This window comes from Actinocrinis sp. (genome assembly GCF_035605935.1).
Lineage (GTDB): Bacteria > Actinomycetota > Actinomycetes > Streptomycetales > Catenulisporaceae > Actinocrinis.
Window position 1 is genome coordinate 12,170 of the sequence record NZ_DATNGK010000151.1, and the last position, 13,337, is coordinate 25,506.

Below are 13,337 nucleotides of genomic sequence, written 5' to 3' on the forward strand. Positions count from 1 at the left end.
ATCCATTCTCCGCGAGGGTTGGCGGATGAGGGTGAATGGAACGGGATTAACTTTTCGTGGTGCGCAGCGCCTAGTCGCGAGTGCGCGCGACCAGCTGAGTGGGATTGACGAAACGCAGCGCCAGAACCAGCAGCACGAGCATCGAGCCCGTATACACCACGGCCATCGCGTCGATGGACTGCGCGCTGCGGATGCCGGCGGAGAAGACCGCGGAGAACAGGCTGACCACAAGGGTCTGGCTGGTCGGGCCCGCGGTGAGGAAGGTCAGCTCGAACATGCCGAAAGTGCGCACCAGCACCAGGATTGCGGCCGCCAGCATGCCTGGCAGCAACAGCGGCGCGATGATCCGGCCGAGCACGGCGCGGGTCGGCGCGCCGCACATCCGGGCCGCCGCCTCCAGCCGCGGGTCCACCTGCTCGATGAACGGCGTCATGGTGTAGACGACGAACGGGATGGAGGGCACCAGGTTGGCCAGCAGCACGCCGGTCAGCGAGCCGGCCAGGTGGAACTTGTAGAGCACGGTGGCCAGCGGGATGCCGTAGGCGATCGGCGGCACCAGGATCGGCAGCACGAACAGCAGCATCACCGCCTTCTTGCCCGGGAAGTCGCGCCGGGCCAGCGCGTACGCCGCCGGGACGCCGAGCAGCAGCGAAACGACTACCACGAGGAAGGAGAGCTCGAAGGTCACCGTCATGACCTGGCCAAGGGAGAATTCGCTCCACGCGTCCGAGTAGTTCGAACCCGTATATCCCTTCGGCAGCCAGCCGGCGAACCAGGTGCGGCCGAAGGAGTCGAGCACCACTGTGGCTATCACGCCGAACAGGTTGATCAGGAAGAAGGCGACCACGGCCCACACCAGCCAGGTGCCCGGCCGCAGCGCCACCGAACGGCGGTGCGGCAGCGCGCGCTGCGGTCCGGTGCTCGGCGCGGGCGCCGCGGTCGGATCGACGATCGCCGTGCTCATCCCTTGCCTCCTGTGGAACCGGTGTAGAGGCGGGAGCGCAGCGCCATCGCGACGCCGATCACCGCGAACATCAGGGCGGTCATCACCATGGCGATCGCACAGCCCTGCGAGTAGTTGAACTTCTGCAGCGCCTGTTCGTACGCCTCGATGGAGATCACGTGGGTCTTGCCGTCCGGATCGCCGACCATCATGGCCGACGGGAAGACGGTGAAGGCGAGCACGAAGGTGAGGCAGAAAGTGGTGAGCAGGCCCGGCAACAGCAGCGGGAAGGTCACGTGCCGGAAGCGCTGCCACCAGCCCGCGCCCAGCGTCGCCGCGGCCTTCTCCAAGGAGGGGTGGATGCCGGAAAGGTAGGAGTGAGTCAGCAGGAAGGCGAACGGGAACCCGCTGATGATCAGCGAGAACAGCACGCCCCAGTAGTTGTTGGTCAAGGTGAGCGGGTGATTGCTCAGGTGCAGCCACTGGATCGTCGAGTTGAACCAGCCCACCGGACCGAAGTACTCGATGATGCCCTCGGCGGTCAGCACCGTGCCCAGCGTGATCGGCACGACCAGGATGGTCAGCAACAGTCGCTTGCCGCGGAAGTCCGAGCGCATCCGGTACGAGATCGGCACCGCGAAGCCGACGTTGATCAGCGACGCCGGGATCGCGAGATAGAAGGTGGTGCCGATGGAGCCGCGAGCGAACTTGTCGTGGAAGAAAGCGCTGTAGGAGGCGAAGACGCCGCCGTGCGCGTTGACTCCCTGTGGCTGGAAGGAAAGCTGGAGTCCGTAGACGAATGGGTAGACGAAAAGCGCGATGACGGCTACGACACCCGGCAGGAGCAGCAGCAGCGTGCGGTCCACGCCGCGCTCGGCCATGCGGTGCCGCAGCGCGGTGCGGGTCGGCTCGGGCGGGGCCACGCTCGGCTCAGTTGTCAGGGTGCTCATTCGTCGGCTCCGGTCTCGGGCAGCGGCGCGATGCCCGGGAAGACCAGTACCCGCTCGGCTGCCGCGGTCAGCCGCAGCGGGTCGCCTGGCGCGACGCGCTGGTCGGTGCGCAGGTGCACGCGGTCCCCGGCCGCAGTGAGCGCGTCGATGTGGAAGGTACGGCCGTGGTACTCGACGATTTCGGCCACCGCATCGAACACTCCGGAGTGCCCGGCTGTCGTGTCAGCGCCGTCGCCGCCGACGATCCGGACGTCCTCCGGGCGAATCGCGGCCTGTACCTCGGAACCCTCGGCGACGCTCGCGCCCGCGCTCGGCTTGCCGAGCAACGAGATTCCGCCTCGGCTGGCGCGCACAGCGTCCGCGGTCACCGAGTCCACCGTAAGTGTCAGGATGTTGCGGTATCCCATGAATGCGGCCACGTACGCGCTGGCAGGGCTCTCATACAGCTCGGCCGGCGTGCCGATCTGCGCGACGTGCCCGGAGTCGAGCACCACGAGCCGGTCGGCGAGAGAAAGCGCCTCCTCCTGGTCGTGCGTGACGTACAGCGTGGTGAGGCCGAACTCCTGGTGGATACGGCGGATCTCCGCACGCATGTCCAGGCGCAGCGCGGCGTCCAGGTTGGATAGCGGCTCGTCCATCAGCACCAGCGGCGGCTCGAGGACGATGGCGCGGGCGATCGCGACGCGCTGCTGCTGACCGCCGGACAGCTGCCCGGGGTGCTTGTGCGCGTGCTCGGTCAGCCGCACCAGCTTCAGCACGTCCTCGACCCGCTGCTTGATCTCGGCCTTCGGCCGCTTCTGCATCTTCAGGCCGAACGCGACGTTGGCGCGCACGGTCAGGTGCGGGAACAGCGCGTAGTTCTGGAAGACCATCCCGAACCCGCGCCGCTCCGGCGGCAGCGTGTCGATCCGGCGGCCGTCCAGCTCGATCGAGCCCGCCGTGAGCGGCAGCAGCCCGGCGATGCTGTTGAGCGCCGTGGTCTTACCGCAGCCGGACGGCCCGAGCAGCGCGATGAACTCGCCACCGCGGATGGTCAGGTCCAGCGGGTGCAGCGCGACGTGCGCGCCGTACGCCCGGCTGATGCCGCTCAGGCGCAGCTCGCTGAAATGCCCGGCGCGGTCCCGGGCCGCGGCCCGGGTGCCGCCGGAGGGCTGCGGGGTCAAGGTCGTGTCGGTCACGGTACTCACCAGGTCCGCCTCGGCTGATCATTCGGTCTAGGGCTGTGTACGGGGCTGTGCCTACTTGGTGGACCCGATGTTCTTGTCCCACAGGTCGAACGCGGTGACCTGAGCGTCGGCGGGCAGCGAGTTCTTCATCGGGTACTGCGTCATCCAGGTGTCGAAGTCCGGGACGCCGTACTGCTGGATGACCTGCTGCGAGCTGGCCGGGGCGGCGCTGAGCGGCACGTTCTTGACCGCGGGCCCGGGGTAGAAGTAGCCCTTGTCGTAGGTGACCGCCTGCTGCTCGGGGGTCAGGATCCACTCAAGCAGCCGCATATTCGCGATCAGCACGTCGCTGGAGACGCCCTTGGGGATCACGCCGTACTGCGCGTCGGTGACCCAGGTGAAGCTCTGGAACTTGGCCACCTTGATCGGGGCGGGCACGGTGCCGATCGCGCGGCCGTTGATGTACCAGCCGGTGGTGGAGGCGATGATGTCCACGGTGCCGGCCGCGATGTTCTTCATGGTGGCCGTGGTGCCGCTCGGGTAGCTGGTGACGTACTTGTTCAGCTCCGTGAGATACGCCCAGGTCTTCGACCAGCCGTTGGTCGGGTCGGTCGGGTCCGAGTCGCCGAGCAGGTAGGGCAGGCCCATCAGCCAGGTACGTCCGGGCCCTGAGTTGCGTGGCTGGGCGTACTGGTACTTGCCGGGGTTGGCCTTGGCCCACGCCAGCAGCGCGTCGGTCGAGTCCGGCGGGGTGGCCACCTTCGCCGGGTTGTACTCGATCAGCGGGCCCGAGGGGTACCAGACGATCTCAATACCCTGATCCTGCGCGAGCGTGGCCATGTTCGCGGCGGCCGGCTGGTAGTTGTTCATCAGGCCCGGGAAGAACTGGCCGTAGTAGCTCTTGAGGTTCTCCCACAGCCCGAGCTTGATCCCGGCGGCCAGGCCGTCGGTGCCGGTGAGCACCAGGTGGATCTGCACGTTGCCGGCCTGCTGCTGCGCCTGGATCTTCGAGGCCAGCTGCGGCGCGGTGCCGGTGGAGTAGGTGACCGAGGAGATGATCTCAGGGTGCGCCGACTTGAACGCCTCGATGGCCGGCTTGGTCAGGGCCAGGTTTCCGGCCACGTCCAGGACGTTGATCGTCACCGGCTTGCTCGGGGTGGCGGCGACGGACGCCGCCGGGCTGCTACTCGAGGAGGTCGAGGTGCCGCTGCTCGGTGCCCCGCAGGCGGCGATCACCGGGACCGAGGCGCCGGCGGCGATCGTGCCGAGCAGGGCGCGGCGGCTGATTTCGGGAAGCTGAGCGGACATCGGTTTTCACACCTTCTACGTCGTCGTACAAGGAATTGAGCCGTGCGGTCGTGCCGGACAATGGTGGTGGCGAGCGGTACGCCCGGGCGGTTCAGTGCGGGAACCGCCCGGGACTAGCGGCGTGCCGGTGCTTCTCAGTGGGCGCATGCTCCTCAGTGGGCGCAGTGGGCCGGTTCAGTGTGGGTCGGGCTGCGGGTTCTCGCCCGGGCGGGCCAGGAAGTCGAAGTCACAACCCTGGTTCGCCTGGGTGATGTGGTCCTGGTACAGCGCGCCGTAGCCGCGCTCGTACCGGGGTTCGGGGCGGCGCCACTCGGTGCGGCGGCGGTCCAGTTCGTCCTGCCCGACGTCGAGTGTCAGGGTTCTGGCTTCGACGTCAAGGCTGATCTGGTCGCCGGTGCGCACCAGCGCGAGCGGGCCGCCGACATGGGATTCGGGGGCGATGTGTAGGACGCAGGTGCCGTAGCTGGTTCCGCTCATCCGCGCGTCGGAGATCCGGACCAGGTCGGTGACGCCTTGCTCCAGCAGGTATTTGGGGATCGGCAGCATGCCGTACTCGGGCATGCCGGGACCACCGATCGGTCCGGCGCCGCGCAGCACGAGCACCGTGTCCGGCGTGATGTTGTACTTGGGGTCGTCGATGTTTTCGCGCAACTGCGGGTACGAGTCGAAGACGACCGCCGGGCCGGTGTGCTTGAGCAGGCTGGGTTTGCGCGACGCGATGTATTTGATGACCGCGCCGTCAGGGCAGATGTTGCCACGCAGCACCGCGAGGCCGCCCTCGGGGTCGCAGGGCTCTTCCACCGAGCGGATCACGTCTGGGTTGTTGGGGTGGACGTCGGCCAGATGCTCGCCGACGGTGCCGCCGCCGACCGTCGGACGATCCAGGTGCAGCGCCCCGGGCGCCTCGGCCAGCTGCGCGAGCAGCGCGGGCAGGCCGCCGGCGTAGTAGAAGTCCTCCATCAGGTACTCGCCGCCGGGCCGCAGGTTCGCCAGTACCGGGATCCGGCGGGAGATCGCGTCGAAGTCGTCGAGGTTCAACTCCACCCCGGCGCGCCCGGCCATCGCCACCAAGTGAATCAGGGCATTGGTCGAGCCGCCGAGCGCGAACACGGTCGCGGCCGCGTCCTCGAAGGCCTCGCGGCTCAGGTAGTCGCGGATGACCCGGCCTTCTTGGACCAGCCGCACCGCGGTCATCCCGGCCGACGCGGCCATCCGGTGGTGCGCCGAGTCGACCGCGGGAATCGAAGCCGAGCCGGGCAGCGCCACGCCGAGCACCTCCGCGACCGAGGTCATCGTCGAGGCGGTGCCCATCGTCATGCAGTGCCCTGGCGAGCGGGCCAGGCCGCGGCCGACCTCGGCTAGCTCGCAGTCGGTGATCCGGCCGGCGCGGTGCTCGTCCCAGTACCCGAACAGATCCGTTCCGCTGCCGAGGACCTTGCCGCGGTAGTTGCCGCGCAGCATCGGACCGGCCGGCACGAACACCGCGGGCAGGTTCGCGCTGGTCGCACCCATCAGCAGCGCCGGCGTGGTCTTGTCGCAGCCACCCATCAGCACCGCGCCGTCCACCGGGTAGGAGCGCAGCAGCTCCTCCGCTTCCATGGCGAGCAGATTGCGGTAGAGCATCGGGGTCGGCTTCTGGAAGGTCTCGGAGAGGGTGGAGACCGGAAACTCCAGCGGGAAACCGCCGGCCTGCCAGACTCCGCGCTTGACCGCCTCGGCGCGCTCGCGCAGGTGCATGTGGCACGGGTTGATGTCAGACCACGTGTTCAGAATCGCGATGATCGGCTTGCCCAGGTATTCCTCGGGTTGGTAGCCGAGCTGACTGATCCGCGAGCGGTGGCTGAAGGCGCGCATGTGGTCGCCGATCTCGCCCTCGCCGAACCAGGCCGCGCTGCGCAGCGCGGGCTGTGCGGTGGGCGAGGGTGAACCGGTGCTGCCTGAGGCGGCGCTGTCTGAGGCTGCACGGTCTGAAACAACACTGTCTAGAACTGCCATCGGGCGCCCCAGTTGGCGAGGATCGACTCGACGTGATCACGCAGCGGCCCGGGCAGAGTGCGCGATGGCGGACGCACATCGCGGCGGGAGAGGCCGAGCTGCGCCAGCGCCTCCTTGACCACGCTCACGTTGTCGGCCGCCGAATCCGCCGCACGCAGCTGCTCGAACGGGCGAATCAGGTCCCAGACTTCGAGCGCGCCGCGGTAGTCACCGGCCGCGAGCAGCCGGTACATCTCCAAGGAGACCACCGGCGCCACGTTCGCCAGTCCTGAGGTGAAGCCAGAGGCGCCGACCGCGAAATACCCCGGCGCGGATAGCTCGGCCAAGCCCGCGATCCACACGAAGCGCTCGCGTCCCGCGTCGTGGGCGACCGAGGCGAAGCGGACCGGGTCGGCGACCGAGTACTTCACGCCGATCACATTCGGGGACAGCTCGCCGAGGCGGGCGATCTGCTCGCCGGTGATGCGCGCGTCCCGGATGTACAGCACGACGCCGAGTTCCGGCACCGCGTCGGCAATGGTGCGGTGGTACTCGGTCCAACCCTCACCGGAAATGTACGGGTGTACCGGCTGATGGATCATCACCATCTGCGCGCCGCAGTCGCGGGCGTGCGTCGCCGCGGCGATCGCGCTCGCGGTGTCGAGGCCGATGCCGACAACTACGGCCGCCCGGTCGCCGACCTCCTTGACCGTGTTCTCGACGGCGCGGCGGGCCTCGGCCGGGTCCAGCGTGTAGAACTCGCCGGTGTTGCCGTTAGGGGTGACCACGCCGATCCCGCCGGAGACCAGGCGGCGCAGCAGGGCGCCGTGCTGGTCCCAATCGACCCCGCCGTCCGCGGCGAACGGGGTCACCGGGATGGCGACCACGCCCGTCAGAGCGGCGCGAGCGCGTTCCAGTCCCGGGACGGCCGTACCTCTGTCATCATCGGGTTGCATGCTGCTCCAACTTCATTTCACGGTGCGGTGCGGAGCGTGTGCGGTTCAGAGGCGGTCCGGTCCGTTGCCGCGGGCCGGACCGCCGTACATCAAGGCCGTTCTGTTCGGGCCGGATCGGGCAGCCCGGGTTCGTGCCGGTTCGTTCACAGCTTTGTGAGCAACGCCGTGCCGAAGTTGCGCTCGACGAACGCGGCGATGTGCTCGCGCAGCAGTTGTGCGGCCCGGGCTGCGGATCCATCCAGAACCGCTTCGAGGATCGCCCGGTGCTCGGCGGCCTCCTGCTCCCAGGTGGGCGTGCGATTCCACACGACGGCCGAGACCAATGCGGTCTGGTCGCGTAGGCCGTCGAGGATGCCGACCATCAGGTCGTTGCCGCAGCCGAGGTACAGCGCCCGGTGGAACTCGCGGTTGGCCAGCGAGCGGTCGGCCCGGTCGCTGCACGCGTCGGCCCGGTCGAGCGCATCGCCCGCGGCCGTCCAGTGCGCGGCCGCCGCGGCTCCGCTGGCCACGGCCCGGCGCACCGCCTCCGGCTCAAGCAGCAGCCTGATGTCGTAGACCGAGTGCGCGAGCGCGTCGTCCACGGTGCGCACCATGGCGCCCTTATACGGGCTCATGGTCACCAGGCCGGCGCCGGCCAGCGTCTTGAGCGCCTCACGGACCGGGGTCTTCGAAACGCCGAGCTGCGCGGCCAGGTCGTTCTCGATCAGCGGCTGGCCGGGAGGCAGCCGCCCGGTGAGGATCGCGTGCTTGAGCGCGTCCAGCACCGCCTCGGTGCGCGAGGGCACCGAGACCGAGGGCACGACCGTGTTCGACATCTGACTCCGTTCGGTGCGCGGCCGTCCGTCCGCTGATCAAGATTTGTCATTGAATATTTCATATACGATGTGCTGAAGCTACGCCGTCGGAACGCACAGGTCAATAGGTCGCCGCGGGTTGATTCGGCCCTCGACCGCTTGTGCCGATTCGCCCGATTCCGCCCCGGAAACAAAGGTCCCGCGCGGGAAGCCGGCCCTAAATGAGGGTGAAGGCCGGCCGCCCGCGCGGGCTAGGTGTTTCGGATGGAACCGCGCCATCGAGACCCGGCTCGCAGCCGCGCGCGCTCGGACCAGATCCGAAGTCTCATATATGACGTGCGATGCAAAGTATCCATCACACGACGGCTCGTCAACGGTCAGTGAAAGTTTCGATTCCGGTCACTGGCATGGGCTTGGGCGGCAGCGCGTGGTGCCACCTCAGTGTTCGACGGATATTCGACGCCGCTGCAGGTATGAAAGGCCGGGACGCTCGTTGTCCGCCTCTGCGACCCCGTCTACATTGCGCGTGCCGTTCGAGGGTGGCGGCCACTGTTCTCGCCGGACCAAGGCAGCTAAGGAACGCGATGAGACCACCTTCCGCAGACTCCACACATTCTCGGCCGGACCACCGAAGGACCGGCCGCGCCCTGGCGTGCGTCACCGGCGTCACCGCGCTCGTCGCGGCGGGCCTGACCGCGGTGTCCATGAGCGCCACCGCCGCGACCGCGCCATGTCAGGTCTCGTATTCGGTGACCGGTAGCTGGCCCGGCGGCTTCCAGGCCGGGATCACGATCACCAACAACGGCTCGCCGATCAGCAACTGGACCCTGGCCTTCGCCTTCCCCGGCGACCAGCAGGTCGCCAGCGGCTGGAGCGGGACCTGGACGCAGAGCGGGCACAACGTGACCGTGGCGAGCGCGAGCTGGAACGGCGCGCTGGCCACCGGAGCCAGCACCTCGATCGGCTTCACCGGCACCTATACGAGCTCGAACACCGACCCGACCGCGTTCACGCTGAACGGCGTCGCCTGCAACGGCGGCGGCGGGCCGACCCCGTCGGCGTCCGGCTCCTCGTCCACTCCCAGCAGCACCCCGAGCCCGTCGGCCTCGCCGTCGAAATCCGTCTCGGCAAGTCCATCGGCCAGTCCTTCCTCCTCGCCGGGCCAGCCGGGGCAGCCGAGCGTGCCGGCGACCTGTCAGCCGCTTAGCGCGACCCTGGCCACCAGCAACGAGCAGTTCTCTTCGAGCGCTGAGTCGGCCCCGCCAGACACCGCGCGGATCCAGTCCGCGCTAAGCAGCTGCGCGGGCAGCGGCAAGGCAGTCGAGCTGAAGGCGAGCGGAAGCAACACCGCGTTCCTCAGCGGCCCGCTGAGCATCGGCAGCAACGAGGTACTGCTGGTTGACGCCGGCGTGACGCTGTACGCCTCCCGCAACCCTGCCAACTACCAGATCTCCGGCAAGTCGACCTGCGGCACCATCACCTCCAGCGACAACGGCTGCACTCCGTTCATCACGCTGAGCGGTTCCGGCGCCGGGCTGATGGGCACCCGCAGTTCCTCGGGCAGCCAAGGCATCGTCGACGGACGCGGCGGCCAGGCCATGCTGGGCACCAGCGAGACCTGGTGGCAGCTGGCGACCGCGGCCAAGAGCGGCGGCTCGCAGAACAACCCGAAGCTGGTCCAGAGCAACGGCGCGAGCAATCTGACGCTGTATGACATCGACCTGATCAACTCACCGATGTATCACGCGCTGTTCAAGGGCGGCAGCGGGATCACGGTCTGGGGCATCCGGATCAAGACACCGGCCAACTCGCGCAACACCGATGGCGTGGACCCGCAGAACACGACCAATGTGCTGATCAACGACTCCTACATCCAGGACGGCGACGACTGCATCGCGGTCAAGTCCGACTCCGGTTCGTTGACCAGCCACATCACGGTCGAGAACACGCACTGCTGGGGCACGCACGGCCTGTCGATCGGCAGCCAGACGGCCGGCGGCGTCAACAACGTGACCTTCCTCAACGACACGGTCGCGGGTACGGACACCGGCGGGATCACCAGTTCCAGCAACAACGGCATCCGGGTCAAGAGCGATTCGAGCGCCGGCGGCACCGTTTCGCAGGTCGTGTATCAGAATATTTGCATGACCGGGGTCAAGGACCTGATCGTGATGGATCCCAACTACTCCAGCGGCAACGGTTCGGCGATCCCGAACTTCTCCGACATCACGCTCAACGGCGTGGTCTCGGTCAGCTCGGCGTCCAGCGCCACCTCGCAGCTCGACGGGTACGACTCGTCGCACCCGCTCGGCCTGAAGCTGGAGAACATCAAGCTCGACGTGACCAAGACGACGGCTCAGTACGCGAACATCGGGCTCTACAACTCCAATATCACCGCCTCAGGCACCGGCGTGACGGTCAGCAACATCTCGGGCAGCGGCAGCGTCCCGTCGTGCAGCTTCCCGTCATACCCGCCACTGTAAGGCGGTAGCTGCGGCAACCACTGACTCGGGTCGGCGACCCGCGCAACCGGCACTGTAAAGCTTGCTTGACATCTCTCCGCGCTTTGGCGACACTGGCGATGTCAAGCAAGCTTTACATGTGTGCGGCGGGCAAGCAGGCGAACGAGCGGAGCGTCGGGCGATGGAGTTAGTGGTCACCGGGAATGTCGTGCGCGAACTGCGCGCGGCGAAGAACCTGTCGCAGGCCGACCTGGCCGCGGCGCTCGGGGTGTCCCGGCAGACCGTCAACTCGATCGAGACCGGCCGCTACACCCCGTCTCTCGCCTTGTCCATCGCTCTGGCCAGGTTCTTCGGAACCACTGTCGAGAAGGTCTTCCATGTCGCAGAGCGGTAAGCCGGCCAAGAGGCTTGGCCGCAAGCACGGTGCGGTTTTCTGGATCACGCCCGCAGTCGTCGAACTGGAACGCGGGCACTCCGGCTCTCCGTATATCTGGCTCGCCGCAGTCGGCGGCATCACCTACACCGCGTCGGTTGTCGCGCAGCGCGTGCGGCAGTAGTGCAGGGCAACAGCTAAGGACCCAAGAAGTGCTCAGGCGGTCACGGCCAGTTCGCGCTCGCCGGAGCCGCGGGGTAGCAGCCGGGTCGGCATCAGCACCCTGCGGGTCGGGCCCCAGCGGCCGGCCAGCCGGTCGAGCAGCAGCTCGGCTCCCAGCTGCCCCATCTGCTCTGGATCGTGCGCTATCACCGTCACACCCAGCAGGTCGGCCAGGTCGAAATCGTCGAACCCGATCAGCGCGGGGGGCTGCGTCGAGCCGCGCAGCGCGCGCAACGCGCCGATGGTGATCCGGTTGTTCGCGGTCACCAAGGCGGTCGGCGGGATCGGCAGCGAGAGCAGCGCCCGCACTTCCGCTTCCGCGCTGTCCGTCTCGTGCGCTCCATCGCGCATGTAGCGGCGCCAGTCAGCAATACCCGCCTCGGTAACGGCTTGTTCGAAGGCTGCGACACGCTCGAGGTGCGTCGGCAGCCGGCTTAGGTCGCCGACGAAAGCGATTCGGCGATGCCCGCGATCGAGTAGCTGACGAACGGCGTCGGTCACTCCCGCGTGGTTGTCCAGCACCACGGAGTCGGCGTCAATGTCCTGCGGCGCGCGGTCCAGGAATGCGAGCGGTGTGCCGAGATTGCGCTCCGGTTGCAGGTAGCCGTGATCGGAGCCGCAGGTCACGATCAACATCGCGCTCACCCGCCGCTCCAGCAGATCGGAGACCAGCGCCCGCTCCAGCGCCGGGTCCTCCTCGGTGCTCGCGGTGATCAGCCGTAGGCCGGCGTCACGCAGCCGTCGCTCAGCCCCACGCGCGATCCGCGCGTAGAACGGGTTCGCGACGTCACCGATGATCAGGCCGACCAGAGCTGAGCGGGCACCGGCCCGCAGCTCGCGAGCGATCGTGTTCGGCCGGAAGCCGAGTTGGGCCGCGGCAGCGCGCACTCGGGCCGCGGTCTCGGGCGCGACATACTGCTCCTCGTTGAACACGCGCGAGGCGGTCTTGAGGCTCACTCCGGACAGATCGGCGACCTGCCGCAGCGTCGGTCGGCTCGGCTCGGTCGGCGCTGGCCCGCTCATCTGGCTTCCTGTCTTATCCGGGGTCGTTCGCGTGCGCTCAAGTCGACGGTGACCCCTGCGGTCCGGCGCGCGCCGGAAGGGTTGACAGCATTCCGGCGGACGGCGAGGATTCCCCTGACAACGTTGTCATACCCGAGAAGGGTAGGGCCTGCACCATGGCCGTGTCTCGCCCAGGGTTCCAATTCGGCGGCGCCACCCTGCTCGCTCCACCTCAAGGAAGCAGTGTTCCCGGGGGCGCCGTAGAAGCGGGCACTGTTGAAGGGAACCGCGCGCGACCTGTCCTGTTCGCCGAGAGGACGGCGTCCGTGCCGCGGACACGAGTACCTCGGGTCGGCGCTGCGCCGCGCATCGTTACATTCCCCAGGCAGCAGGCGCGGCACGTGCGGGTCTCGTTGGAATCAGCCGACCACGCGATCTTGCCTGCGCCGATCAGAGCCCTGTCAGTGCTCGACGGGTCCTCGCCCTCCATCGATCTCGCGCTGCGCAAGCAGGTGTCCGCGTCTTCCATGGCACCGGGAGGCTCAATAGCCGACAACCCCATGGCCCCAGCCAGCGCGGTCGACGGCAATCCGTGTACCCGGTGGTTGCCCGCTCCTCATGACGATCGGCCGTGGATACAGGTCGATCTCGGCGATTCAGTGTTCTTCGAGCAAGTCTGCGTTGCATCGGACGCACCGGACACAAGCGATCTCGCACTGCGAGTTGCGGTGTCCGGCGACGGCCAGACGTGGACCGATCTCGCGACGGTCGACGAACTGTTCACCGGGCCGCGGATCGACCTCGGCGTCACTGTGCCGCCGTGCTTCGCCGACTGCCCGCCGCTTCATGTCCAGGCCGATCCCGTGACGTGGCAGATCTTCGCGATCAACCACACCGCGGTACCCATCGTCGCAGCCAGCATCTCGGCGCGGATCTACGAGCCTTTCGGTAAGCAGCTGAGCCAGATCGAGCAGCGGGAAGTCACCATCGAGCCCTTATCCGTCGCGGCCGGATTCGTCGTCTCCCGGCCGGCGTATTTCTCGGCAACGCACCTGATCTCTCTGCAACTGCATGATGCAGACGGGGTGCTGCTCTGCGAGCACAACTGCTGGCGGTACCGCGCGGAGGAGTCGCCGCACGGTACGGCCGGCATCAGTGCTCTGTAAATCGGATTCCGGACGGTACCG

General features: G+C 67.9%; 12 protein-coding genes. 4 read left to right on the forward strand and 8 right to left on the reverse strand.

The genetic code is table 11. The features are described 5' to 3' along the window. Positions 1-70: 70 nt before the first annotated feature. From VN779_RS12725 to VN779_RS12755, 7 genes are all read right to left on the reverse strand, one after another. A complete protein-coding gene (locus tag VN779_RS12725; RefSeq protein WP_325722776.1) occupies positions 71-964 on the reverse strand; it encodes an ABC transporter permease in 894 nt (297 codons plus the stop codon). Continuing rightward, positions 961-1,893, reverse strand: a complete 933-nt coding sequence (locus tag VN779_RS12730) for a sugar ABC transporter permease (RefSeq protein ID WP_325722778.1) — start codon at positions 1,891-1,893, stop codon at positions 961-963. The genes VN779_RS12725 and VN779_RS12730 overlap by 4 nt, the downstream gene beginning before the upstream one ends. Then, a complete protein-coding gene (locus VN779_RS12735; protein ID WP_414639659.1) occupies positions 1,890-3,056 on the reverse strand; it encodes an ABC transporter ATP-binding protein in 1,167 nt (388 codons plus the stop codon). Before VN779_RS12735 ends, VN779_RS12730 begins: the two co-directional genes overlap by 4 nt. 75 nt (positions 3,057-3,131) lie before the next feature. Further along, the gene (locus VN779_RS12740; protein WP_325722782.1) at positions 3,132-4,367 is read right to left on the reverse strand and encodes an extracellular solute-binding protein; all 1,236 of its coding nucleotides are present in this window, start codon (positions 4,365-4,367) and stop codon (positions 3,132-3,134) included. A 174-nt stretch (positions 4,368-4,541) separates the two neighbouring features. Then, positions 4,542-6,221 (reverse strand): IlvD/Edd family dehydratase, encoded by a 1,680-nt coding sequence (locus VN779_RS12745; RefSeq protein ID WP_414639660.1) that lies wholly within the window; start codon positions 6,219-6,221, stop codon positions 4,542-4,544. 128 nt (positions 6,222-6,349) lie between these two features. After that, positions 6,350-7,297: a dihydrodipicolinate synthase family protein gene (locus VN779_RS12750; RefSeq protein ID WP_349260761.1), complete on the reverse strand. Its 948-nt coding sequence runs from the start codon at positions 7,295-7,297 to the stop codon at positions 6,350-6,352. A gap of 143 nt (positions 7,298-7,440) precedes the next feature. Then, on the reverse strand, positions 7,441-8,112 hold the full coding sequence (locus VN779_RS12755; RefSeq protein ID WP_325722788.1) for a GntR family transcriptional regulator: 672 nt from the start codon (positions 8,110-8,112) through the stop codon (positions 7,441-7,443). Positions 8,113-8,675: 563 nt separating this feature from the next. Here VN779_RS12755 and VN779_RS12760 point away from each other — a divergent pair. From VN779_RS12760 to VN779_RS12770, 3 genes are all read left to right on the forward strand, one after another. After that, positions 8,676-10,574 (forward strand): glycosyl hydrolase family 28 protein, encoded by a 1,899-nt coding sequence (locus VN779_RS12760; protein ID WP_325722792.1) that lies wholly within the window; start codon positions 8,676-8,678, stop codon positions 10,572-10,574. A 160-nt stretch (positions 10,575-10,734) separates the two neighbouring features. Then, the gene (locus VN779_RS12765) at positions 10,735-10,947 is read left to right on the forward strand and encodes a helix-turn-helix transcriptional regulator (protein WP_325722794.1); all 213 of its coding nucleotides are present in this window, start codon (positions 10,735-10,737) and stop codon (positions 10,945-10,947) included. Continuing rightward, on the forward strand, positions 10,931-11,110 hold the full coding sequence (locus VN779_RS12770; protein WP_325722796.1) for a hypothetical protein: 180 nt from the start codon (positions 10,931-10,933) through the stop codon (positions 11,108-11,110). The genes VN779_RS12765 and VN779_RS12770 overlap by 17 nt, the downstream gene beginning before the upstream one ends. Positions 11,111-11,142: 32 nt before the next feature. Here the strand turns inward: VN779_RS12770 and VN779_RS12775 are convergent, their stop codons facing one another. Then, positions 11,143-12,171, reverse strand: coding sequence for a LacI family DNA-binding transcriptional regulator (locus VN779_RS12775; RefSeq protein WP_325722798.1), 1,029 nt, complete (start codon positions 12,169-12,171; stop codon positions 11,143-11,145). A gap of 305 nt (positions 12,172-12,476) precedes the next feature. On the opposite strand from VN779_RS12775, the gene VN779_RS12780 reads away from it, so the two are divergent. Further along, entirely contained in the window at positions 12,477-13,316 is an 840-nt protein-coding gene (locus VN779_RS12780) for a discoidin domain-containing protein (protein ID WP_325722800.1), read from the forward strand. Positions 13,317-13,337 lie beyond the last annotated feature (21 nt).

Coding starts and splice junctions, on each gene's coding strand:
- VN779_RS12725 (WP_325722776.1), bottom strand. CDS start 964: ATGAGCACGGCGATCGTCGATCCGACCGCGGCGCCCGCGCCGAGCACC.
- VN779_RS12730 (WP_325722778.1), bottom strand. CDS start 1,893: ATGAGCACCCTGACAACTGAGCCGAGCGTGGCCCCGCCCGAGCCGACC.
- VN779_RS12740 (WP_325722782.1), bottom strand. CDS start 4,367: ATGTCCGCTCAGCTTCCCGAAATCAGCCGCCGCGCCCTGCTCGGCACG.
- VN779_RS12745 (WP_414639660.1), bottom strand. CDS start 6,221: ATGCGCGCCTTCAGCCACCGCTCGCGGATCAGTCAGCTCGGCTACCAA.
- VN779_RS12750 (WP_349260761.1), bottom strand. CDS start 7,297: ATGCAACCCGATGATGACAGAGGTACGGCCGTCCCGGGACTGGAACGC.
- VN779_RS12755 (WP_325722788.1), bottom strand. CDS start 8,112: ATGTCGAACACGGTCGTGCCCTCGGTCTCGGTGCCCTCGCGCACCGAG.
- VN779_RS12760 (WP_325722792.1), top strand. CDS start 8,676: ATGAGACCACCTTCCGCAGACTCCACACATTCTCGGCCGGACCACCGA.
- VN779_RS12765 (WP_325722794.1), top strand. CDS start 10,735: ATGGAGTTAGTGGTCACCGGGAATGTCGTGCGCGAACTGCGCGCGGCG.
- VN779_RS12770 (WP_325722796.1), top strand. CDS start 10,931: ATGTCGCAGAGCGGTAAGCCGGCCAAGAGGCTTGGCCGCAAGCACGGT.
- VN779_RS12775 (WP_325722798.1), bottom strand. CDS start 12,171: ATGAGCGGGCCAGCGCCGACCGAGCCGAGCCGACCGACGCTGCGGCAG.